The following is a 20,217-nucleotide window of genomic DNA, read 5'->3' as shown; positions in this document are numbered from 1 at the left end:
GGGGTAACGCGACACGTGGTTCAGCGGTGACGTTATCGCGCTCCGAACTTTCCTGTCCCCGAGACCCCAACCCCGCACTGTCACTCATAGTAAACACATGAACACGCACAGTGGCTAGGGGTTCGGCGGGCCCAAATCGGAAGAGCGCGCGCCGGGTTGACGTACCCAGGCCTCAGACGGTCGAACCGTCCCGGGGCGAGGTCACACGAGTACGTGGTCGACGAAGCACCAGCGCCAGTTCTCCCCGGGCTCGAAGGTGCGCATCACCGGGTGGCCGGTCTCCCTGTGGTGCGCCGTGGCGTGCCGCCTCGGTGAGGAGTCGCAGCAGCCGACGTGCCCGCAGTCGAGGCACAGCCTCAGCTGCACCGGGTCCGTGCCCTCGGCCAGGCACTCCGGGCAGGTCCGGCTGCGCGGCTCCGGCTCCGGGTGGGGCAGCGCGTCGGCGTGCGTGCACTGTTTCATGATTGCCAGGTTACGACGGGCGTGCGGACGACCGCGCGGAAAACGAGGGTGGGCGAGGACGATGGACGTGATGCCGCTGCTGTTGCTGGTGGCGGGCAGCGCCGCGATCGCCGCGGTGGGGCGGCGCGTGCCGGTGCCCGCACCGCTGCTGCTGGTCGCGGTGGGTCTGGCGGTGAGCTACCTCCCCGGAGTGCCCGACTACACCCTCGACCCGCACATCGTCCTGCCCCTGCTGCTGCCCCCGCTGCTGCACACGGCGGCCATCGACAGCTCCTACCTGGACCTGCGGGCGCAGGTACGGCCCGTGGCGCTGCTCTCCGTGGGCTACGTGCTCTTCGCGACCCTCGTCGTCGGCTGCGCCGCGTACCTGATCGTGCCGGGTCTGCCGCTGACCGCCGCGCTGGTGCTCGGTGCGGTGGTGGCGCCGCCGGACGCCGTCGCGGCGACGGCGGTCGCGCGCCGGGTGGGCCTGCCGTCCCGGATCACGACCATCCTCCAGGGCGAGTCCCTGGTGAACGACGCCACCGCGATCACCGCCTTCAAGGTGGCGCTGGCGGCGGCCGTCGGCGAGGGCGCGACCTGGGCGGGCGGCATCGGCGAGTTCCTGGTCGCGGCGGTGGGCGGCGTGGGCGTGGGCCTGGTGCTGATGGTGCCGATCCACTGGCTGCGCACGCACCTGAAGGAAGCGCTGCTGCAGAACACGCTCTCCCTGCTCATCCCGTTCGTCGCCTACGCGGTGGCGGAGCAGGTGCACGCGTCCGGGGTGCTCGCGGTGGTGGTCGTCGCGCTCCATCTCGGCCACCGCGCGTGGGAGGTCGACTTCGCCACCCGCCTCCAGGAGGAGGCGGTGTGGAAGATGGTCGCGTTCGTCCTGGAGTCGGCCGTGTTCGCCCTGATCGGACTCCAGCTCCCCGTCGTCCTCAAGGGACTCGGCGAGTACGAAGGAGTCGACGCCGCCTGGTACGCGGTCGCCGTCTTCCTGGTGGTGGCCGTCGCCCGGTTCGCCTGGGTCTACCCGGCGACCTTCCTGCCGCGGCTGTCGGCACGCGTACGCGCGCGCGAGGGTGGCCTCTCCTGGAAGGGACCGTTCGTGATCGGCTGGGCCGGGATGCGCGGCGTGGTCTCGCTGGCGATCGCCTTCTCCATCCCGCTCACCGTGCACGGCGGCGAGCCCTTCCCCGGGCGCAACCTCATCCTGTTCCTCACCTTCACCACGGTCATCGGCACTCTGGTCGTCCAGGGCGTCAGCCTGCCGCCGCTGATCCGCCTGCTGGAGTTCCCCGCGCACGACGTGCAGGCCGAGACGCTCGCGGAGGCCAACGCCCAGGCGCAGGCCTCCCGTGCCGCCGAGCAGCGCCTGGACGAACTCCTCGCGGACGAGCGCAACCTCCTGCCCGCCCCGCTCGCCGACCGTCTCCGCACGGTGCTGGAACGCCGCCGCAACGCCGTCTGGGAACGGCTCGGGCAGGCCAACCCCGTCACCGGGGAGACCGTGGACGACACCTACCGCCGGCTGTCCCGGGAAATGATCGGCGCCGAACGCGAGGTCTTCGTCCGGTTGCGCGACGGCCGCCACATCGACGACGAGATGCTCCGGACCCTGCTGCGCCGGCTGGACCTGGAGGAGGCGGCGGCCTACCGGGAGACGGCCTAGAGGTGTCTCCCCGCATCGGTCGTCCACGCGGCGCGCGCTCGTGCCGGCCCGCCGGCCGGCTCAGGGGAAGGGCCGCCCGGTGACGACCGCCGCCAGGGTCGTCCCGTGAGGGAAACCGCCCTCCTGGGTGAGGGCGAGCAGGGCGTGCAGCATCTTGGCGACGTAGAGGCGCTCCACAGGGAGCCCGTGGCGGCGTTCGAAGTCCTCGGCGAAGGAGTCGACCTCGGGAGTGGTGCGGGCGTAGCCGCCGCAGTGGAAGCGGTCGTCGAGGCTCCAGGTGCCCCGGAGCCCGCCGAAGGCCTGGATCTGGAGCCGCCGTACGTCGTCGGTCAGGAAGCCGCCCTTGAGGACGGGGATCCCGAGCGCCCGCCTTCCCCGGGGCAGGCCGGCGGCCAGTCCGGCGAGCGTGCCGCCGGTGCCGCAGGCGAGCGCGGCCACGTCGGCGTGCCCGCCCAGTTCCTCGCCGAGCGCCCGGCAGCCGCGGACGGCCTCCGCGTTGCTGCCGCCCTCGGGGACGACGACCGCGTCCTCGGCGTCCACCGCGCGCAGGAGGGCCCCCAGGGTCTCCGCCTCGGCTTTGCGGCGGTACGTGGAGCGGTCGACGAAGTGCAGCCGCATGCCGTCGGCCGCACACCGGGCCAGCGAGGGGTTGAGCGGCAGGCCCGCCAGCTCCTGGCCGCGCACGACGCCCACCGTGGACAGGTTCAGCAGCCGGCCGGCGGCGGCCGTGGCGCGCAGGTGGTTGGAGTAGGCGCCGCCGAACGTGACGACGGTGCGGTCCGCCGCCGTGGCGAGATTCGGTGCGAGTTTGCGCCACTTGTTGCCGATCAGCTCCGGGTGGATCAGATCGTCCCGCTTCAGCAGCAGGCGGACACCGTGACGCTCGAAACGTCCGTCGCGGATCTCCTGCAGGGGCGAGGGCAGGCGGGGCCGCAGGGCGGTGAGGTCGCGGGTGCCGGTCATCCGGCCATTGTCACGCCGCCGCACGGTGGCGGACACGTCACTTCAGCCGGTCCCGGATCCGGCCCCGCACCGAGGCCATCGTGAACCCCCGCGGGTCCACCTTGCCCGGCTGCCATTCGAGGTGGCCGATCACGGAGCGTTCGTTCCATCCGTGGTGGCGGCAGACCGCGGCGGCGGCCCGCTCGATCGCCTCCAGCTGCGCCGCGGGCCAGGGATCGAGGCCGTCGCCCAGGTTCTCGCACTCGAAGCCGTAGAAGTGCCGGTTGCCATCGGTGTTCGCCTCGTTGTCCCGCGGCAGCCCCTTCTCCGCGATCACCGCGCGCAGGACGTCGTCGTCACCGAGCCCCGCGTGGTTGGCCCGGCCGTACCCGACCAGGTGGACCCTGCCGTCCTTGGTGATCACCCCGTGGCACAGGGGCCCGGGCAGGCCTGCGTAACCCCTGCGGCAGAGGTCCACCGTCCGCGCGCTGCCCTTGGTGACCGTGTGGTGGATCATCACGCCGTGCACGGGCCCCCAGGGGCCCTTGTGGTTGCGGTTGTGGTCCCGCCAGTCGCCGACCTCGACGACGGTGAGCCCCTCCGCCTTCAGTGCCCTGATGAAACTGCTCGCGGACATGGGTGAGGCCACGGTCGGCTCCTTCACTCTGCGCGACGACCGCTCGGCGCGTTCGCCTTCTACGGTGCTTGTACCGAAACGGAGCGCTTTCTAGTACTTGTTCGGCCTGTGTGCGATTCGATCCGGACAAATCCATCCCCGTCAACAACCCTGCGCGGGGCCGGACAAGGTGCCGAGACGTTGAAACGAGCCCCCATGCCTGCCCTGGCCGCGGGTGATCCATTCCCGCTCTTTCGGGTAATACCATCGGCACGCTCGGTGAGGAAGGCTGGTCCACGCACATCGATGCCGGGCGCAGCCGTCCGGCATGACCGGGAGGGCAATTCCTTATGTCGGTAGGCGAAGAGGTCCGCACCGAGCAGACCAGGCCGCAGCAGAGTCTGGACACGGCGGCCGCGCGGAACCTGGCCACCACGACCAAGTCCGTTCCTCAGATGCAGGAGATCAGCTCCCGCTGGCTGCTGCGCACGCTCCCCTGGGTGGACGTCCAGGGCGGTACGTACCGGGTGAACCGGCGTATGACCTTCGCCGTCGGTGACGGCAGGGTGACGTTCGTGAAGACCGGCGACCGCGTCGAGGTCATCCCCGCGGAACTGGGCGAGCTGCCGGCCCTGCGGTCATACGAGGACGAGGAGGTGCTCTCGGAGCTCGCGCAGCGCTGTGAGCAACGGGAGTTCGGCCCCGGAGAGGTGATCGCGTCGTTCGGTGGCCGCGCCGACGAGGTCTACCTGCTGGCGCACGGCAAGGTGGAGAAGGTCGGCACCGGCCCCTACGGCGACGACGCGGTGCTCGGCGTCCTCGCCGACGGCGCCTACTTCGGCGACGAGGCGCTGCTCGACTCGGACGCCATCTGGGAGTACACCGCCCGTACGGTCACCGCCTGCACGGTGCTCGTCCTGCCCCGGCAGGAGGTGGAGCAGGTCGCGGAGCGCGCGGATTCCCTGCACGCGCACCTGGCGGAGCGGCGCTCGCTTCCCGACCAGCCCACCAACCGGCACGGCGAGAAGGCGATCGACCTCTCCGCCGGCCACAGCGGCGAGCCGGACATCCCGCACACCTTCGTCGACTACGAGGCCCGGCCCCGTGAGTACGAGCTGAGTGTCGCCCAGACCGTGCTGCGCATCCATTCGCGCGTGGCCGACCTCTACAACCAGCCGATGAACCAGACGGAACAGCAGATCCGCCTGACCGTGGAGGCGTTGAGGGAGCGTCAGGAGCACGAACTCGTCAACAACCGCGAGTTCGGCCTGCTGCACAACTGCGAGTACGACCAGCGCATCCAGCCGCACGACGGCGTGCCCGGCCCGGACGACCTGGACGAGCTGCTGAGCCGCCGGCGCGGCACCAAGATGCTCCTCGCCCACCCGAAGGCCATCGCCGCCATCGGCCGCGAGCTGAACCGGCGGGGACTCGTCCCCGAGACGATCGACATCGCCGGCAACCGCATCCCGACCTGGCGCGGGGTGCCGATCTACCCGTGCAACAAGATTCCGGTCACCGAGGCCCGCACGTCGTCCATCATCGCGTTGCGTACCGGTGAGCAGGACCAGGGTGTCATCGGCCTGCGGGCCACCGGCATCCCGGACGAGATCGAGCCGAGTCTGTCGGTGCGCTTCATGGGCATCAACGAGCAGGCCATCATCAAGTACCTGGTCACGGCCTACTACTCGGCCGCGGTCCTGGTCCCGGACGCGCTCGGAGTTCTGGAGAACGTCGAGATCGGCCGCTGGCAGTGACGCCAGTCTCCCGAACGCCGTGTCCCCGTCCTGGCGGGCGGGTACACCCCGGGGGTACGGACGGTGGACGGACGCGGGAGGGGAGTCCATGACGGAAGCTCCGCACGGCGTCACCGGCACGCGTCGTCCCACCGGAACACTGGGGAGGCGCGGGGCCATCGGCGCACAGCGGGAGGAGGAGCCGCAGGTGCCGGCCGGCGGACAGGGGGCGTCGGCCGACGGCCAGGAGGCGGCGGTGCTCCTGCGGGAGTCCCGGGCGTCGGTCGACCCCGAACTGCGGTCCGCCATCGCGTCACTGCCCGCCTCGATGCGCCGGATCGCGCTCTACCACTTCGGCTGGCAGCACGCGGACGGCAGCCCCGCGGCCGGCAACGCCGGCAAGGCGATCCGGCCCGCGCTCGTCCTCACCTCGGCCGCCGCGCTCGGCGGACCCGGTGCCCGGGCGGCGGCGGTGCGGGCCGCGGCGGCGGTGGAGCTGGTCCACAACTTCACGTTGCTGCACGACGACGTGATGGACCGGGACGCCACCCGGCGGCACCGCCCGACCGCGTGGACGGTCTACGGCGACGCCGACGCGATCCTCGCGGGGGACGCGCTCCAGGCGCTGGCGCTGCGGCTGCTCGCGGCGGACCCGCACCCGGCGTCCGCGGCGGCGGCCGCCCGGCTCGCCGACTGCGTCATGGAGTTGTGCGAGGGCCAGCACGCGGACACGGCCATGGAGCGGCGCGCCCCGGGCGAGGTCACCCTGGCGGAGACGCTCGCCATGGCCGAGGCCAAGACGGGCGCCCTACTGGGCTGCGCCTGTGCCCTCGGCGCGCTGTACGCCGATGCCGCGGACGAGGACGTCGAAGCCCTGGACGCGTTCGGCCGCGAGGCCGGGCTGGCCTTCCAGCTCATCGACGACGTGATCGGCACATGGGGCGACCCGCACCGCACCGGCAAGCCGGCCGGCGCCGACCTCGCCGCCCGCAAGAAGTCGTTGCCCGTCGTCGCCGGCCTCACCTCCGGCACCCCGGCCGCCGCCGAACTCGCCGAGCTCTACGCGGCGCCGTACGAGGAGGGCAGGGAGGATCTGGAACGGACCGCACTTGCCGTCGAGCGGGCGGGCGGCCGGGACTGGGCGCAGGCCCAGGCGGCCGACCGCATGGCGAGGGCCATGCAGGAACTGGCCCGGGCCGTGCCCGACCCGGAGGCGGCGGGTGGGCTGCTGGCGCTGGCCGAGTTCGTGACCCGGCGCACCACCTGACGGCTCCCGGGTCACTCCGGCCGCTCTGCGGCGACCGCGAGCGGCCCGGCCGGCCAGGGCAAGAACCCCGGAGCCCGTACGGGGCCGTACGGCACCTGACCGACGTACGGCCGCACCGCCGAGGGCTCCGGTTCGGCGGGTCCCGCACTTCCCCACGGTGTGCGGGGCCCGCCCCTTCGGCACACGGCCGGGACGTTCCTCGCCCCTGATCCCGGCGGATGGGCTCGACTCTCAGCCCCCTCTATAAGTGGTCAGAGTTGAGTCGAAGGGGCGGGCGGGCACGGGTGTGGTGATCCGGACGGCGGGGGAAGGCGACCGGGACCTGGCCGTCCGGTTGCTGGAGGCGGCCTTCCGGGACGATCCGGTGAGCTGCTGGGTCTTCCCGACGAGGAGCACCGCCGCCGGACCCACCACCGGCTGATGGCCCCTTTCCCCGACGCCGTGCTCGCCGAGGGACACATCGACGTCACCGAGGACGGCGCGGCCCGCGCGCTGTGGCTGCCCGTACCCGCGGGCAGGTCCGCCGACGGCGAGCCCGGTCGACGGCGACGGACCCGCCCAGGTGCGCGAGGCCGTCGATCCGGGCAACGAGCGCGTCGAGCTGATGGCCCGGCTCACGGAGGGCATCCATCCGTCCGGCCGGGCCCACGCGTACCTGTGGATGATCCGGGTGGTCCCGGGGCGGCACGGTCAGGGGCCGGGAACCGCGCTCATCGAGTCGGTGCTCGACCGCTGCGACCGTGAGGAGCTGCCGGCCTCTCTGGAGGCGAGCAGTGCCTCCGGCCGGGCCCTGGAGCTGCCCGACGGCCCCCGGATGTGGCCGATGTGGTGCGACCCCCGGACGCCGGCGGAGCCCTGACCGGGCCGAACGCGCGCACCCGGCCCGCCGGGGACGCCGTGATCGGCGTACCGGGGGCCGGGTGCGAACCGGAAGACCGCGCGGCCACAGGCCGAACGGCGTGACCTCGGGTCAGGCCTTCTTGGTCTCCCAGAAGATCTTGTCGATCTGGGCGATGTAGTCCAGGGCCTTCTGGCCGGTCGCCGGGTCGGTCGAGCCCTTGGCGGCCGACAGGGCCTTCAGGGTGTCGTTGACCAGCTGGTGCAGCTCCGGGTACTTCTCGAAGTGCGGCGGCTTGAAGTAGTCGCTCCACAGCACGGAGACGTGGTGCTTGGCCAGCTCGGCGCGCTGCTCCTTGATGACCGTGGCACGCGTCTGGAAGTGCGGGTCGTCGTTGCCGGCCATCTTCTCCTGCACGGCCTTGACCGACTCCGCCTCGATGCGGGCCTGGGCAGGGTCGTACACGCCGCAGGGCAGGTCGCAGTGGGCGCTGACCGTGACCTTGGGGGCAAACAGGCGGGAAAGCATGAAGCGTTCCTTCCTCGTGATCGTCTTCTCAGGGGGGACATTACTCCCTGCGAGACCCGTTTTGGCGGGTGCCCCCGTGGGCTTAGGACAAAAGTCCGGGGTGACACTGAGACTGGTGGAGGAAAGACCGGGGAGGTGCCGGGTGATGCCGGAGTCGTCACAGGAGACCGAGCGCGCGAGAGGGTCGTTGCCGTTCGGTCCGGCCGAGGTGACCGGGCCGTCGATGGTGCCCACGCTGCACCACGGGGACGTGCTGCTCGTCCACTGGGGAGCACGGGTCGGGCCGGGTGACGTGATCGTGCTGCGGCACCCCTTCCAGCAGGACCTGCTCGTGGTCAAGCGGGCCGTCGAGCGGCGCGGAGCCGGCTGGTGGGTGCTCGGGGACAACGCCTTCGCGGGCGGCGACAGCACCGACTACGGGGTCGTGCCGGAGGAGCTGGTGCTCGGCAGGGTGCGGTTGCGCTACCGGCCGCTCAAGGCCGGTCAGCGCTCGCCCTTCGCCGTGGTCCGCTGGTTCCTGTCGGCGCTCAGGCCGGTGCTGGGCGACCGGTCCGCCTCCAGGCGTTTGCGGGCCCGGTAGGCGGCGACGTTGGCACGGGTGGCGCAGCGGTCGGAGCAGTAGCGCCGGGAGCGGTTGGTGGAGGTGTCCAGGTAGGCGTTGCGGCAGGGCGCCGCCTCGCACAGGCCCAGGCGGTCCACGCCGTACTCGGTGAGGTGGAAGGCCAGGCCCATCGCCGCGATGGCGGCGAAACCGGCGGTCGCGTTGGACGGGTGGTCGGCCAGGTGCATGTGCCACAGGGGGCTGCCGTCGTCGTCGCGGTGGTCGTGGCCGGAGATCTGCGGGCTCACCGGGAACTCCAGGAGGAGGGAGTTCAGGAGGTCCACGGCGAGGGTCTCGTCGCCGCCGTCGGCCGCCTCGAAAACCGCGCGCAGTCGGCCCCGCACCGAGCGGAACCGGGTCACGTCCGTGTCCGTGGCACGCCGGGCCGCCGACTGGTTGGTGCCGAAGAGCTTCCGGACGGCCTCGACGGAGGTGAGGGAGTCCTGCCCCCGGGCCGGCTCCTCGGTGTTGACGAGACGGACGGCGTAATCCGAGTAATAGGCCAGTTCCACTTGTAGTCCTTACGGAGGGGCTCTATGGTCGTGCCTGCGGTCAGGTAACAGCTGATCGTGGGTCCAGGGTATTACGTGACGCACGCGAGGAGCGGCTCCATGACGGACGCGGACATCAGCACCGCCACCACGCCCGCAGCCGACTGGCAGGCCTGGCAGGAGAGCTGGGACCGGCAGCAGGAGTCGTACATGCCCGACCGGGAGGACCGCTTCCGGACCATGCTGGACATGGTCGGGGCGCTGGTCGGCCCGGCACCGCGCGTGCTCGACCTCGCCTGCGGCACCGGGACCATCACGGCCCGGCTGCTCGCCCGGTTCCCGGAGGCCACCAGCACCGGCGTGGACCTCGACCCCGCGCTCCTCGCCATCGCCGAGGGCACCTTCGCGGACGACGACCGGGTCCACCTGGTCACCGCCGACCTCAAGGACCCCGACTGGACGGCGAAGCTGCCGTACGACTCCTACGACGCGGTGCTGACCGCCACGGCTCTGCACTGGTTCCACACCGAACCTCTGGCGGCCCTCTACGGTCAGGTCGCGGAGCTGGTCCGCGACGGTGGTGTCCTCATGAACGCGGACCACATGATCGACGAGTCGACGCCCCGGATCAACGCGGCCGAGCGCGCGCACCGGCATGCGCAGATGGACGCCGCCAAGGGGAGGGGCGCGCTCGACTGGGCCGAGTGGTGGCAGCTCGCCGCCAAGGACCCGGTCCTCGCCGGACCCACCGCCCGCCGCTTCGAGATCTACGGCGAGCACGCCGACGGCGACATGCCCTCGGCGGCGTGGCACGCGCGCGTGCTGCGCGAGAAGGGCTTCGGCGAGGTGCGGCCGGTGTGGTGCTCGCCGTCGGACACGCTGCTGCTGGCACTCAAGTAGCCCGGGACGGGCGGAGGGGGCGGTACGGAGACCCGTACCGCCCCCTCGCTCCACCGTCGTACGAGCGACGTTCGAGCGCCCGGCGGGCGTCCTTCGATCCGCGCAGGACGCGTCCTCAGAGAACCTTGGACAGGAACGACTTCGTCCGCTCGTGCTGCGGGTCCGTCAGGACGACGCGCGGATCGCCCGACTCGACCACCACGCCGTCGTCCATGAAGACCAGGCTGTCGCCGACCTCGCGGGCGAAACCCATCTCGTGGGTGACGACCACCATCGTCATGCCGGACTCGGCGAGATCGCGCATGACGTCGAGGACGTCGCCGACCAGCTCCGGGTCGAGGGCCGAGGTGGGCTCGTCGAACAGCATCAGCTTCGGGTCCATGGCGAGGGCCCGCGCGATCGCGACCCGCTGCTGCTGGCCGCCGGAGAGCTGCGAGGGGTAGTTGCCGGCCTTGTCGGCCAGGCCCACGCGCTCCAGGAGCCCGCCCGCGCGGTCCCTGGCCTGGGCCTTGCTCACGCCCCTGACCTGCACCGGCGCCTCCATGACGTTCTCCAGGGCCGTCATGTGCGGGAACAGGTTGAAGCGCTGGAAGACCATACCGATGTCCCGGCGCTTGACGGCGACCTCGCTGTCCTTCAGCTCGTAGAGCTTGTCGCCCTTCTGGCGGTAGCCGACCAGCTCGCCGTCGACGTAGAGGCGTCCGGCGTTGATCTTCTCCAGGTGGTTGATGCAGCGCAGGAAGGTCGACTTGCCCGAGCCGGAGGGGCCGATGAGGCAGAACACCTCGCCGGACTTCACCTCCAGGTCGATGCCCTTGAGGACCTCGACGGCGCCGAAGGACTTGTGCACGCCCTCGGCCTTGACCATGGCGGTCATGCGGTACCTCCCGCCTTGGATCGGTTCGACAGGGACAGTACGTTCGTCCTGATCTTCTGCCACGGCGTCGCCGGCAGACTGCGGCTCGAGCCGCGGGCGTAGTAGCGCTCCAGGTAGTACTGGCCGACGCTGAAGATCGAGGTCAGCAGCAGGTACCAGGCCGCGGCCAGGAACAGCATCTCGGCCGGGGCCCCCGAGGTCTGGCCGATGTCCTGGGCGGCGCGGAACAGCTCGGGGTACTGGACGACCGAGACCAGCGAGGTCGTCTTCAGCATGTTGATGACCTCGTTGCCCGTGGGCGGCACGATCACGCGCATCGCCTGCGGGATGACGATCCGGCGCAGCGTCTTGACGTGACTCATGCCGAGCGCGTGCGACGCCTCGGTCTGGCCCTCGTCGACCGCGAGCAGACCGGCACGGCAGATCTCCGCCATGTACGCGGCCTCGTTGAGGCCGAGGCCGAGCAGCGCCGTCAGGAACGGCGTCATGAAGTCCGACCACTCGTCGCGGTAGACCGGGCCGAGGTTGATGTACTCGAAGACCAGGCCCAGGTTGAACCAGACGATCAGCTGCACCAGGACCGGGGTGCCGCGGAAGAACCAGATGTAGAACCACGCGATGGACGAGGTCACCGGGTTCTTCGACAGCCGCATCACGGCGAGCAGGACGCCGCCGACGATGCCGATCAGCATGGCCAGGACGGTGATCAGAAGCGTCTTGCCCATGCCGGACAGGATGCGGTCGTCGAAGAAGTAGTCCGGGAGCGTACCCCAGTTGATCTTGCCCTGGGAGAACGCGTAGACGACCGCGGCCAGCAGCGCGATCGCGACGGCCGCCGAGACGTAGCGCCCGTAGTGCCGGACCGGGACGGCCTTGATGGCCTCCGGTCCGGCCGGCGGGGTGCCGGCCGGGCCGCCCGCCGTCTTGTCGATGTCAACAGTCACGGATGTTGCCTTTCAGTGCCGCCGCGCGGTCACTTGCCGCCGTTGATGGTGGCCTCCGTGACGGCGCCTTCCGTCACGCCCCACTTGTCCATGATCTTCTTGTACTCGCCGTTGGCGATGACCGCGTCCAGCGCCGCCTTCAGGGCGTCGCGCAGCTGGGCGTTGTCCTTGGCGACCGCGATGCCGTACGGAGCGGCCTCGACCTGCTCGCCGACGAGCTGGAAGTCGTTGCCGCCGCCCGAGGTCTTCACCGCGTAGGCCGCGACCGGGAAGTCGGAGGAGCCGGCGTCGGCGCCGCCGGCGCGCAGGCGGGTCTGGGCCTGCTGATCGTTGTCGAAGGCCTCCATGGAGATCTTCTTTCCGGCCGGGCACTTCTCGTTCTCGGCCTTGGCGAGGTCCTCGGAGACCGTGCCGCGCTGCAGAACGAGCTTCTTGCCGCACAGGTCGGACCAGCTCTTGATGCCCTGGTCGTCGCCCTTCTTGGTGTAGATCGAGACACCGGCGGTGAAGTAGTCCACGAAGTCGACGCCCTCGCCGACCTTCTTGCCCGTGTCGGAGTCGACGCCCTCCTGGCGGTCCTTGGTGTCGGTCATCGCGGACATGGCGATGTCGTAGCGCTTGGAGCGCAGACCGGTGATCAGGGTGTCGAAGGTGCCGTTCTCGAACTCGAACGTCACCCCGAGCTGCTTGCCCATGGCGTCCGCGAGGTCGGGGTCGATGCCGACCGTCTTGCCGGACTCGTCCTTGAACTCGACCGGGGCGTAGGCGATGTCGGAGCCGACCTTGACGACGCCCTTGTCGCGGATGGACTGGGGCAGCCTGTCGGCCAGCGGGGCGCCGGCCGCGGACTGGTTGTCGCTGCCGGAATTGCTGCTCTCGGTCTGGTCGCCGCATCCGGTGAGCAGCAGGGCGCCTGCGACCGCGATCGCACCGACCGCTGCTAGCCGGGAGTGCGCGGCGGTCGTACGACGGGTGGAGCGTGCGGTCATGGTGGTTCCTCCGGCGGATGAAAGGAGATGCCGATGGGGACGGTGGAGTTCCGGTGGGGCGCGGCGCAGGCCGGGGGACCGGCAGGCGCCGTGGGTCGACGAGGGCACACGCCTTCGAGTGTCGCGACCTCGTGTGATTACGGCATCTTGCCATTCGGACTCGGTCGTTCAGGGGGGACGTCATGTCAAAATCGGATAACGGGTCACCCCCCGAACCGCACCAGTTCGGTACATCACGTCCGAACCTTTACGGGAATCACCCCTTCCGGCCGGAAGATCTTCGGCATTTATCGAAATGCGGAAGCGGTTCGGCGGTACGTGCGGCCGTCGAAAGTGTGTTCCGCTGGCCTGTCAAGGGGTGACGGGAAGTTGTCCTGATCCCCGGCTATGAGCCATGTCACCGGCATGCGGCGTTCGAGGTCCGACATGTGAGCTTGCCCTTATCGGACTCGTCGAGGGGGGTGTCCGTCGGGTAAGAAGGTTCTTCACACCCCTCATCAGGGGCTCAGGGCGCGTGTGCGGCGCGCCCGTCGCGCAGGGGCCCGCGTGGCCCGGACAGCCATCTTCCTGCGCGGTGCCCGCCCATTCCTCACCAGGAGTGGACAAACCCTCAAACCGTGAACTCTTAAGGGGTAACACAAAGTGGCAGCGGAGATCGTCAATCCTCGCAGCGACAGCGACGCCGGTACGGAACAGGAGGCGGGGGAGCCCCTCGACCCCTTCGACCCGGCGTTCGCCCTGCACCGCGGAGGCAAGATGGCCGTGCAGGCCACCGTGCCGGTCCGCGACAAGGACGACCTGTCCCTGGCGTACACGCCCGGCGTCGCGAAAGTGTGCAGCGCGATCGCCGAGCAGCCCGACCTGGTGCACGACTACACGTGGAAGTCGTCGGTCGTGGCGGTCGTGACGGACGGTACGGCCGTCCTGGGGCTCGGGGACATCGGGCCCGAGGCTTCTCTTCCGGTGATGGAGGGGAAGGCGATCCTGTTCAAGCAGTTCGGCGGTGTGGACGCGGTTCCGATCGCGCTGGCCTGCACGGACGCCGACGAGATCGTCGAGACGGTGGTGCGGCTCGCGCCCTCCTTCGGTGGTGTGAACCTGGAGGACATCTCGGCGCCGCGGTGCTTCGAGATCGAGCGCAAGCTCCAGGAGCGCCTCGACATCCCGGTCTTCCACGACGACCAGCACGGCACGGCGGTCGTGACGCTGGCGGCGCTGCGGAACGCCGCGCGGCTGAGCGGGCGGACGCTGGGTGAGCTGCGGGCGGTGATCTCCGGCGCCGGCGCGGCCGGGGTCGCCATCGCCAAGATGCTGGTGGAGGCCGGTATCGGGGATGTCGCGGTCGCCGACCGCAAGGGCCTCGTGTCTGCCGACCGGGAGGATCTGACCCCGGTCAAGCGGGAGTTGGCCTCCTTCACCAACAAGGCCGGACTGTCCGGCTCGCTGGAGGCGGCCCTGTCGGGCGCCGACGTCTTCATCGGCGTCTCCGGCGGTACGGTGCCGGAGCCGGCGGTGGCCTCGATGGCGAAGGGCGCGTTCGTCTTCGCGATGGCCAACCCGAACCCCGAGGTGCACCCGGAGGTCGCGCACAAGTACGCGGCGGTCGTCGCCACGGGGCGCTCGGACTTCCCGAACCAGATCAACAACGTGCTGGCGTTCCCGGGCATCTTCGCGGGTGCGCTGCAGGTGCGGGCGTCCCGGATCACCGAGGGCATGAAGCTCGCGGCGGCCGAGGCGCTGGCCTCCGTGGTGGGGGACGACCTCGCCGCGGACTACGTCATCCCGTCCCCGTTCGACGAGCGGGTCGCCCCGGCCGTCACGGCGGCCGTGGCGGCGGCGGCCCGGGCGGAGGGTGTCGCGCGCCGGTGACGGTGTGACACACGTGCGGGCCGACGGCCCCGTCCCTTGGGGCGGGGCCTTTCCCGTGTCCCGTGTCTGGGGCGGCCGGGCGGTGTGCCCTCTGTGCGGGGCGGCCGGGCGGTGTGCCCTCTGTGCGGGGCGGCCGGGCGGTGTGCCCTCTGCGCGGGACGGTCGGACTGCGCGCCGACGGCAAGAGGGCGTGTGTCACAGGGCGGCACGGTTCCGGATGGCCGGTGCGGAACCTATCGTCAAGGTCATGTTCGCTGTCTACGCCGCCCGAATCGACCGCGACCGGCCGCTGACCGGCCTGGAGTCGGGAGAACGCCCGGCTCCCGAGGCCCGCCCCGGCTGGAGCGTCGTCGATGTCAGGGCCGCCTCCCTCAACCATCACGACCTGTGGTCCCTGCGCGGTGTCGGCCTCCCCGAGGAGCGGCTGCCGATGATCCTCGGCTGTGACGCCGCCGGTGTCGACGAGGACGGCAACGAGGTCGTCCTGCACTCCGTGATCGGGCAGACCGGTCACGGGGTGGGCCCCGAGGAGCCCCGCTCCATCCTCACCGAGCGCTATCCGGGGACGTTCGCCGAGCAGGTCGCCGTGCCCACCTGGAACATCCTGCCCAAGCCGAAGGAGCTCTCCTTCGAGGAGGCGGCCTGTCTGCCGACCGCCTGGCTGACGGCGTACCGGATGCTGTTCACCAACGCCGGGGTGCGTCCCGGTGACTCGGTGCTGGTGCAGGGCGCTGGCGGAGGGGTCGCCACGGCTGCGATCGTGCTCGGCAAGGCTGCGGGGCTGCGGGTCTTCGCCACCAGCCGGGACGAGGCCAAGCGGAAGCGGGCCCTGGAGCTGGGCGCCGTGGAGGCCGTCGAGCCGGGCGCGCGGCTGCCGCAGCGGGTCGATGCCGTGATCGAGACCGTGGGTGCCGCCACCTGGTCCCACTCGGTGAAGTCGCTGCGGCCGGGCGGCACGCTGGTCATCTCCGGTGCCACCAGCGGTGACCGGCCCTCGCACGCCGAACTGACCCGGGTCTTCTTCCTGGAGCTCAGGATCGTCGGCTCCACGATGGGCACCAAGGACGAGTTGGAGGACCTGCTGTCCTTCTGCGCCGCCACCGGCGTACGCCCCGTCATCGACGAGGTGCTCCCGCTGGACCGGGCCCGCGAGGGCTTCGAGCGGATGGCCTCGGGCGGGCAGTTCGGCAAGATCGTACTCAGCGGGTCCTGACGCGTTCCTCCCGTCCACCCTGTCCCTCCCGTCCGCCACGGCGGGTCCGGTCCTCCGGGCCCGCCGTTCGTGTGTCCCCTCGCCGGGCTGGGGATCGACGTCTCCGAGATCGTCGCCCGGATGGAGGAGGCCCATGGTGTCGGCGCGATGTCCGGCGACGGGGAGGGCGAACGGCACCGGTCCGGGCGCCGCCGCTTCGGCAAGGGCGCCAAGGAGGTGCTGGAGCAGGCCCTGCGGGTCGCCGTCGCCCGGCACGACCGGCACATCGGTGACGAGCACATCCTCCTCGCCCTGACCGTCCGTCCCGGTGTGCCGGCCGAGGTGCTCGCCGACTACGGGGAGACCCAGGCGTCGCTGAACGGGGTGCTGGGCGGGGGCGCGGGGGGCCTGCGCCTGATGTGAGCGGGCGTGCGTAGCCCGGCGCGGCCACCGGTGCGGCTCCGAACCGGTCTGCGGTGCGGCGCCCCGAAGCGGTCAGCGGTGCGGCCACGAGTCGCTCAGCGGCGCGGCCCCGGCCGGTCCCCGGAGAGGTCACCGGTGCGGCTCCGAACCGGCCACCGGCGTGGCCCCAGCCGGCCCTCCAACCGGTCCCCCGGCGAGGCCACCGGTATGGCCCCTGCCGAGGCCCGGCAAGGTCGGCGGCGGTGGTACGACGCTGCCACGGTGGCTCCCGGTGAGGCGTCTGCCGGGGGCGCCGGGCCGCGCCGGGGCTCAGGCCTTCGGCGTCCGCAGTATCGCGCCGATGTGGGCCGCCGCCGTCGACAGCTGTCCGCGGGCGTCGCGGAGCTGGTCGGCCGTGACGCCGTGGTCCCTGGCCGCGTCGCGGATGTCGTCCCGGAAGCGGTCGAGCAGCCGGTCCAGGTCGCGGGCCGGGTCACCGGTGGACTCCGCGGTGTCCTCGTGGGCCCAGGCCGGGGCGTAGCCGGCCGGGAAGTCCTCGGGGGTGTCGGAGTACTCGGCAGTGCAGGAGTGCTCCTGCCGGTGGGTGGCCGTCGTCCCGGCGTCGGTACGGCCGAAGCCCCAGTCCCTGCCGAACTCCTTGCCGAAGTCGCCGACCTCCTTGGCCAGTTCGCTCAGGCCCTCGCGCAGGCCCGTCGGCCAGTCGCCGCGCGAGAAGTGGTCCTGCACCTGTTCCTGGACCCGCTGGGCGATGCGCTGCACCTCCTCCTGGGCCTGTGCCCGAGCCCGTTCCTGGGCCTCCTTGGCCTGGTGCCGGGCCCGCTGGGCCTCCTCGCGGGCGCGACGGCTCTCGTCCTTGGCGCGGCGGGCCTGGTCCTTCCACTCCTGCTTGACGCGTCGCATCTCCTCCTTGGCCGCGCGCCCGGCCTCCTTCTCGTCGGAGTCCGCCGCACCGGCGGCGGAGCCGTCGGCCTCGTCGGGCGCCGCCGTGCCGGCGCCCCGGCGGGCGGCACTGGCGGCGGCCCGCATCTCCCGGCGCAGGTCGCCCGCCGCGCCGCGCACGTCGGCCCGGATCTCGGCGGCGAGCTCGGCCACCGATTCCCTGATCTCCAGCTCCAGGTCGGCCAGCTCACCACTGCGGTCGGCCAGCTCGGCGCGTCCGGCGTCCGTGATGGCGTACACCTTGCGGCCGCCCTCGGTGGTGTGGGTCACCAGGCCCTCGGCCTCCAGCTTGGCCAAGCGCGGGTACACCGTGCCCGCCGACGGTGCGTACAGACCCTGGAAGCGCTCTTCGAGAAGGCGGATCACCTCGTAGCCGTGGCGCGGGGCCTCGTCCAGGAGTTTGAGGAGGTAGAGGCGGAGGCGGCCGTGCGCGAAGACGGGGGGCATGTCAGAGCACCTTCTTGTGGGTCGTGCCGTCGGCCGGGGCGCCGGGGGCGCCGTGGTCCCGGCCGGAAGTGGAATTGTCCCCCGAGTCGGTTTGTGGGCCGCCCGCGGGGGCGGTGTCGGCGGCGTCCTGCGGCGGCCGCCCCTCTCGTGGGGCGTCCTCCGTCGCCGGACGGCGCAGCAGGGCGATCGAGCCGGAGACCGTGGTGGCCTTCAGCCGGCCGTTGCCCGCGCCGAGCCGCCCGGTGATCCGCTTGGCGCCCCACTGCCCGGCCATCCGGAGGTCCTCGAAGGCGCTGGAGACGGTGCCACTGGCCGTGTTCGCCTCCACCCGCGCGTCGGCCGGCTGCGGCAGCCGGATGGCGATCTCGCCCGAGACGCTGGTCAGGTCGATGGCGGTGGGCTCGCCGGCCGTGTCCAGGTCGACGATCATCGAACCGCTCACCGAGTCCGCCCGGACGGAGGAGCCCGCCTCGACCACCGTCAGGTCACCGGAGACGGAGGTGAAGCGCAGGTCGCCGCTGAGGGCCTGCGCCTCCACGTTCCCGGAGACGGTGTTCGCGCGGACCGGGCCGGAGAGGCTGACCAGCGTGGTGTCCCCGGAGACGCCTCTCACCTCGGCACGTCCCTCGAGCCCGGAGACGACGGCCGTCGCGCTGACCACGCCCACCTCCACGCGGGTGCCGGTCGGCACGGCCAGGGAGACCACCGCGCTGCGCCGCCACCCTCTGCGGTCCAGCCACTTGAGGAAACCCTTCCAGGGGAGGTCCTCGTAGGCCACCGTGAGTACGCCGCCCCGGTGGGTCACGATCAGGGGCGGTCCCTCGATCTCGGACACCTCCAGGCGGGCGGGACCCTCGTCCGCGCCCACGACGTTCACCGTTCCACCGACGATGCGTACGTGAAGCTCGCTCACGGACTCGTCGAAGGTGAGTTTCCCGGGCTCCGCGACGGACCACTCGGACATCGTGCAGACCTCCTTGACCGAACGCGCCATATCGCGTCCTCCCAATTTCACGATATATCGCGGACGCGGAAAGTCAAGGCACCCGTTCTGGTGACCTCCGAACGGCCGGGAGGGCGGCAGTGCCCTAACTTGTGAGCATGTCGACGGAAAAGTCCGTACCCGCCCCCACTGCCGGTGCCCTGCTGCTGTGCCGTGCGGAGCCGGACTCGGTCGCCGCCGTCGCCCCGCTGCTGGGGGAGCGCATGCCGCTCGCCCGGGCCGGCGGGCCGTGGAGTGTGCTCGTTCCCGAGGGCAGACCCTGGCGGCACGGCGGCGAACCGGTCGACCGCGTGCTCACCGGCTGGGCCGCGGCGCTCGCCGTCGGCGCCCCGTGGCCCGTACTCGCCCTGTGGTGGGACGCCGACCGGGCCGGCTTCACCCTCGCGTCCGGATTCCGTCGCCCCGTCGGCTACGTGTGGCTCGCGAGCGGCGTCCCGGCCGGCGAGGACGAGGCGATGCGCACCTTCGCCGCCCGCCTCGGCCTGGATCCCGTCCTGGACCTCGCGTCGCTGGACCGGCTGACCGGCCCCGATCCCGAGGCCGACGCCCGGGCCAGACTGCGCGGGCTGCTCGCGGTCCTCACGCGCGCGGGGATCGCACTCCCCGCCGGGCTCGACCCCGGCGAGCCCGCCGACCGCCTCGGCGCGGCCGCCCGTGCCCTGCCCGGCGTCCGGCGGACCGAGGCCCCCGGGCGGCGCCCCACCGCCGACGAGACGCGCCTCGCCCCGTGGATGCCCTGGGTGGGCGGCCCCGGGGCCCGTGCCCTGGCCCTGGCGCAGATGGCGGCCGGCCTGCCGCTCACCGCCTGGGGCGTGCGGCGCCGCAGCGGCGGCTGGACCACGGCGGGGGCGCTCCTGCTGGCACACGGTGCGCTGGGGGCGGCGTACGGCCTCTCACGGCGCCCCTGACCGACGCGGCGGCTGTACGCCGTTCACGCGGCGCACAGCCGTACGCGGCGCGCGGGTCACACGGCGCGGTGGTCACACGGCGCGGTGGTCACGCGGCGCACAGCCGCACGGCGGTCCGGCGTCGAGGCGGTTCGGCGCCGATGCGCCGAGGCGCGGACTGCGGGGGCCCGAGGGCCCGGGGACGCGTCCGGTCCGGTTCGTACGACGGGCGGCTGCTCGTCGTCCTAGTCCTCGTTGTCCTCGTCGTCCAGTCGCGCCAGCCACGTCGCCAGCCGCTCCACGGGCACCTCGAAGTCCGGGTTCAGGTCCACGAAGGTCCGCAGCTGGTCGGCGAGCCACTCGAAGGTGACCTCTTCCTCGCCGCGCCGCTTCGCCAGTTCCTCGATGCCGCGGTCGGTGAAGTACAACGTGCTCTCCGTCGGATGGGCCGGCTGGTTCGGCCGGGTCGAACAGGGTCGGATCTGTCGGAACCGCTGGTCCCAGGATAGGCGGTGTCCGGTACGCCGGAGGGCCCGGTCCGCCCAGCGGACCGGCGGGCCCGGCGCGCCCGTGCGGCCGTCAGGCCACGTCGGTCACGCCGGGCCCGTCAGG

Annotated in this window: 19 protein-coding genes and 2 pseudogenes; 10 read left to right on the top strand and 11 right to left on the bottom strand. The window is 71.9% G+C overall.

All coding sequences use genetic code 11. The features are described 5' to 3' along the window. Positions 1-201: 201 nt before the first annotated feature. Positions 202-462: a UBP-type zinc finger domain-containing protein gene (locus tag ACVV2G_RS04480; protein WP_453841253.1), complete on the bottom strand. Its 261-nt coding sequence runs from the start codon at positions 460-462 to the stop codon at positions 202-204. Positions 463-523: 61 nt separating this feature from the next. Here ACVV2G_RS04480 and ACVV2G_RS04475 point away from each other — a divergent pair, with 61 nt between their 5' ends. Then, positions 524-2,116, top strand: coding sequence for a Na+/H+ antiporter (locus ACVV2G_RS04475; protein ID WP_453841252.1), 1,593 nt, complete (start codon positions 524-526; stop codon positions 2,114-2,116). A gap of 60 nt (positions 2,117-2,176) precedes the next feature. On the opposite strand, the gene ACVV2G_RS04470 is transcribed toward ACVV2G_RS04475, so the two are convergent. Both ACVV2G_RS04470 and ACVV2G_RS04465 read right to left on the bottom strand, forming a co-directional pair. Beyond that, a complete protein-coding gene (locus tag ACVV2G_RS04470) occupies positions 2,177-3,079 on the bottom strand; it encodes a 1-aminocyclopropane-1-carboxylate deaminase/D-cysteine desulfhydrase (protein WP_453841251.1) in 903 nt (300 codons plus the stop codon). A 37-nt stretch (positions 3,080-3,116) separates the two neighbouring features. Beyond that, positions 3,117-3,695 (bottom strand): N-acetylmuramoyl-L-alanine amidase, encoded by a 579-nt coding sequence (locus ACVV2G_RS04465; RefSeq protein ID WP_453841318.1) that lies wholly within the window; start codon positions 3,693-3,695, stop codon positions 3,117-3,119. 329 nt (positions 3,696-4,024) lie between these two features. Between ACVV2G_RS04465 and ACVV2G_RS04460 the strand changes: the two genes are divergently transcribed. The 3 genes and pseudogenes from ACVV2G_RS04460 to ACVV2G_RS04450 all read left to right on the top strand — a co-directional run bounded on the left by ACVV2G_RS04460 (position 4,025) and on the right by ACVV2G_RS04450 (position 7,536). Further along, entirely contained in the window at positions 4,025-5,431 is a 1,407-nt protein-coding gene (locus ACVV2G_RS04460) for a family 2B encapsulin nanocompartment shell protein (RefSeq protein WP_453841250.1), read from the top strand. A gap of 88 nt (positions 5,432-5,519) precedes the next feature. Beyond that, entirely contained in the window at positions 5,520-6,677 is a 1,158-nt protein-coding gene (locus ACVV2G_RS04455; protein ID WP_453841249.1) for a family 2 encapsulin nanocompartment cargo protein polyprenyl transferase, read from the top strand. A 286-nt stretch (positions 6,678-6,963) separates the two neighbouring features. Further along, a pseudogene (locus ACVV2G_RS04450) lies at positions 6,964-7,536 on the top strand (GNAT family N-acetyltransferase). Positions 7,537-7,647: 111 nt separating this feature from the next. Here the strand turns inward: ACVV2G_RS04450 and sodN are convergent. After that, positions 7,648-8,043: a superoxide dismutase, Ni gene (gene sodN / locus ACVV2G_RS04445; RefSeq protein ID WP_053136948.1), complete on the bottom strand. Its 396-nt coding sequence runs from the start codon at positions 8,041-8,043 to the stop codon at positions 7,648-7,650. 145 nt (positions 8,044-8,188) lie between these two features. Here sodN and sodX point away from each other — a divergent pair, with 145 nt between their 5' ends. Then, positions 8,189-8,623 (top strand): nickel-type superoxide dismutase maturation protease, encoded by a 435-nt coding sequence (sodX, locus tag ACVV2G_RS04440; RefSeq protein ID WP_453841248.1) that lies wholly within the window; start codon positions 8,189-8,191, stop codon positions 8,621-8,623. Here the strand turns inward: sodX and ACVV2G_RS04435 are convergent. Then, positions 8,527-9,156, bottom strand: coding sequence for a CGNR zinc finger domain-containing protein (locus tag ACVV2G_RS04435; protein WP_453841247.1), 630 nt, complete (start codon positions 9,154-9,156; stop codon positions 8,527-8,529). The genes sodX and ACVV2G_RS04435 overlap by 97 nt on opposite strands. A 99-nt stretch (positions 9,157-9,255) precedes the next feature. Between ACVV2G_RS04435 and ACVV2G_RS04430 the strand changes: the two genes are divergently transcribed. Next, positions 9,256-10,035 (top strand): class I SAM-dependent methyltransferase, encoded by a 780-nt coding sequence (locus tag ACVV2G_RS04430; RefSeq protein WP_453841246.1) that lies wholly within the window; start codon positions 9,256-9,258, stop codon positions 10,033-10,035. Positions 10,036-10,150: 115 nt separating this feature from the next. Here the strand turns inward: ACVV2G_RS04430 and ACVV2G_RS04425 are convergent, their stop codons facing one another. From ACVV2G_RS04425 to ACVV2G_RS04415, 3 genes are read right to left on the bottom strand one after another with little or no spacing between them, the layout of a single operon-like run. Then, positions 10,151-10,912 (bottom strand): amino acid ABC transporter ATP-binding protein, encoded by a 762-nt coding sequence (locus tag ACVV2G_RS04425; protein ID WP_453841244.1) that lies wholly within the window; start codon positions 10,910-10,912, stop codon positions 10,151-10,153. Then, positions 10,909-11,856, bottom strand: coding sequence for an amino acid ABC transporter permease (locus ACVV2G_RS04420; protein ID WP_453841243.1), 948 nt, complete (start codon positions 11,854-11,856; stop codon positions 10,909-10,911). Before ACVV2G_RS04420 ends, ACVV2G_RS04425 begins: the two co-directional genes overlap by 4 nt. A 29-nt stretch (positions 11,857-11,885) precedes the next feature. After that, on the bottom strand, positions 11,886-12,845 hold the full coding sequence (locus ACVV2G_RS04415; RefSeq protein WP_453841242.1) for an ABC transporter substrate-binding protein: 960 nt from the start codon (positions 12,843-12,845) through the stop codon (positions 11,886-11,888). A gap of 642 nt (positions 12,846-13,487) precedes the next feature. Here ACVV2G_RS04415 and ACVV2G_RS04410 point away from each other — a divergent pair. From ACVV2G_RS04410 to ACVV2G_RS04400, 3 genes and pseudogenes are all read left to right on the top strand, one after another. Continuing rightward, a complete protein-coding gene (locus ACVV2G_RS04410; protein ID WP_453841241.1) occupies positions 13,488-14,714 on the top strand; it encodes an NAD(P)-dependent malic enzyme in 1,227 nt (408 codons plus the stop codon). 247 nt (positions 14,715-14,961) lie between these two features. Next, a complete protein-coding gene (locus ACVV2G_RS04405; protein ID WP_453841240.1) occupies positions 14,962-15,927 on the top strand; it encodes a zinc-binding dehydrogenase in 966 nt (321 codons plus the stop codon). Between the two features lie 78 nt (positions 15,928-16,005). Then, positions 16,006-16,329: pseudogene (locus ACVV2G_RS04400) on the top strand (Clp protease N-terminal domain-containing protein); the annotation flags it as partial. A 309-nt stretch (positions 16,330-16,638) separates the two neighbouring features. On the opposite strand, the gene ACVV2G_RS04395 reads toward ACVV2G_RS04400, so the two are convergent. After that, positions 16,639-17,715: a PadR family transcriptional regulator gene (locus ACVV2G_RS04395; RefSeq protein WP_453841239.1), complete on the bottom strand. Its 1,077-nt coding sequence runs from the start codon at positions 17,713-17,715 to the stop codon at positions 16,639-16,641. Position 17,716: 1 nt separating this feature from the next. After that, a complete protein-coding gene (locus ACVV2G_RS04390; RefSeq protein ID WP_453841317.1) occupies positions 17,717-18,679 on the bottom strand; it encodes a DUF4097 family beta strand repeat-containing protein in 963 nt (320 codons plus the stop codon). 137 nt (positions 18,680-18,816) lie between these two features. Here ACVV2G_RS04390 and ACVV2G_RS04385 point away from each other — a divergent pair, with 137 nt between their 5' ends. Next, on the top strand, positions 18,817-19,626 hold the full coding sequence (locus ACVV2G_RS04385; RefSeq protein ID WP_453841238.1) for a hypothetical protein: 810 nt from the start codon (positions 18,817-18,819) through the stop codon (positions 19,624-19,626). A 224-nt stretch (positions 19,627-19,850) separates the two neighbouring features. Here ACVV2G_RS04385 and ACVV2G_RS04380 read toward each other — a convergent pair whose 3' ends face one another. Beyond that, entirely contained in the window at positions 19,851-20,033 is a 183-nt protein-coding gene (locus tag ACVV2G_RS04380) for a DUF6104 family protein (protein WP_453841237.1), read from the bottom strand. Positions 20,034-20,217 lie beyond the last annotated feature (184 nt).

The sequence above is a fragment of the Streptomyces sp. JK94 genome (assembly GCF_053613315.1).
The sequence above is the reverse complement of the archived record's forward strand: the minus strand, read 5'-3'. Positions and strand labels throughout refer to the sequence as shown.

What these genes read in the sequence shown, in the direction of transcription:
- ACVV2G_RS04475 (WP_453841252.1), top strand. Translation starts at nt 524, where the DNA reads ATGGACGTGATGCCGCTGCTGTTGCTGGTGGCGGGCAGCGCCGCGATC.
- ACVV2G_RS04390 (WP_453841317.1), bottom strand. Translation starts at nt 18,679, where the DNA reads ATGTCCGAGTGGTCCGTCGCGGAGCCCGGGAAACTCACCTTCGACGAG.
- sodN (WP_053136948.1), bottom strand. Translation starts at nt 8,043, where the DNA reads ATGCTTTCCCGCCTGTTTGCCCCCAAGGTCACGGTCAGCGCCCACTGC.
- ACVV2G_RS04415 (WP_453841242.1), bottom strand. Translation starts at nt 12,845, where the DNA reads ATGACCGCACGCTCCACCCGTCGTACGACCGCCGCGCACTCCCGGCTA.
- ACVV2G_RS04405 (WP_453841240.1), top strand. Translation starts at nt 14,962, where the DNA reads ATGTTCGCTGTCTACGCCGCCCGAATCGACCGCGACCGGCCGCTGACC.
- ACVV2G_RS04430 (WP_453841246.1), top strand. Translation starts at nt 9,256, where the DNA reads ATGACGGACGCGGACATCAGCACCGCCACCACGCCCGCAGCCGACTGG.
- sodX (WP_453841248.1), top strand. Translation starts at nt 8,189, where the DNA reads ATGCCGGAGTCGTCACAGGAGACCGAGCGCGCGAGAGGGTCGTTGCCG.
- ACVV2G_RS04385 (WP_453841238.1), top strand. Translation starts at nt 18,817, where the DNA reads ATGTCGACGGAAAAGTCCGTACCCGCCCCCACTGCCGGTGCCCTGCTG.
- ACVV2G_RS04395 (WP_453841239.1), bottom strand. Translation starts at nt 17,715, where the DNA reads ATGCCCCCCGTCTTCGCGCACGGCCGCCTCCGCCTCTACCTCCTCAAA.
- ACVV2G_RS04455 (WP_453841249.1), top strand. Translation starts at nt 5,520, where the DNA reads ATGACGGAAGCTCCGCACGGCGTCACCGGCACGCGTCGTCCCACCGGA.
- ACVV2G_RS04470 (WP_453841251.1), bottom strand. Translation starts at nt 3,079, where the DNA reads ATGACCGGCACCCGCGACCTCACCGCCCTGCGGCCCCGCCTGCCCTCG.
- ACVV2G_RS04460 (WP_453841250.1), top strand. Translation starts at nt 4,025, where the DNA reads ATGTCGGTAGGCGAAGAGGTCCGCACCGAGCAGACCAGGCCGCAGCAG.
- ACVV2G_RS04480 (WP_453841253.1), bottom strand. Translation starts at nt 462, where the DNA reads ATGAAACAGTGCACGCACGCCGACGCGCTGCCCCACCCGGAGCCGGAG.
- ACVV2G_RS04465 (WP_453841318.1), bottom strand. Translation starts at nt 3,695, where the DNA reads ATGTCCGCGAGCAGTTTCATCAGGGCACTGAAGGCGGAGGGGCTCACC.
- ACVV2G_RS04425 (WP_453841244.1), bottom strand. Translation starts at nt 10,912, where the DNA reads ATGACCGCCATGGTCAAGGCCGAGGGCGTGCACAAGTCCTTCGGCGCC.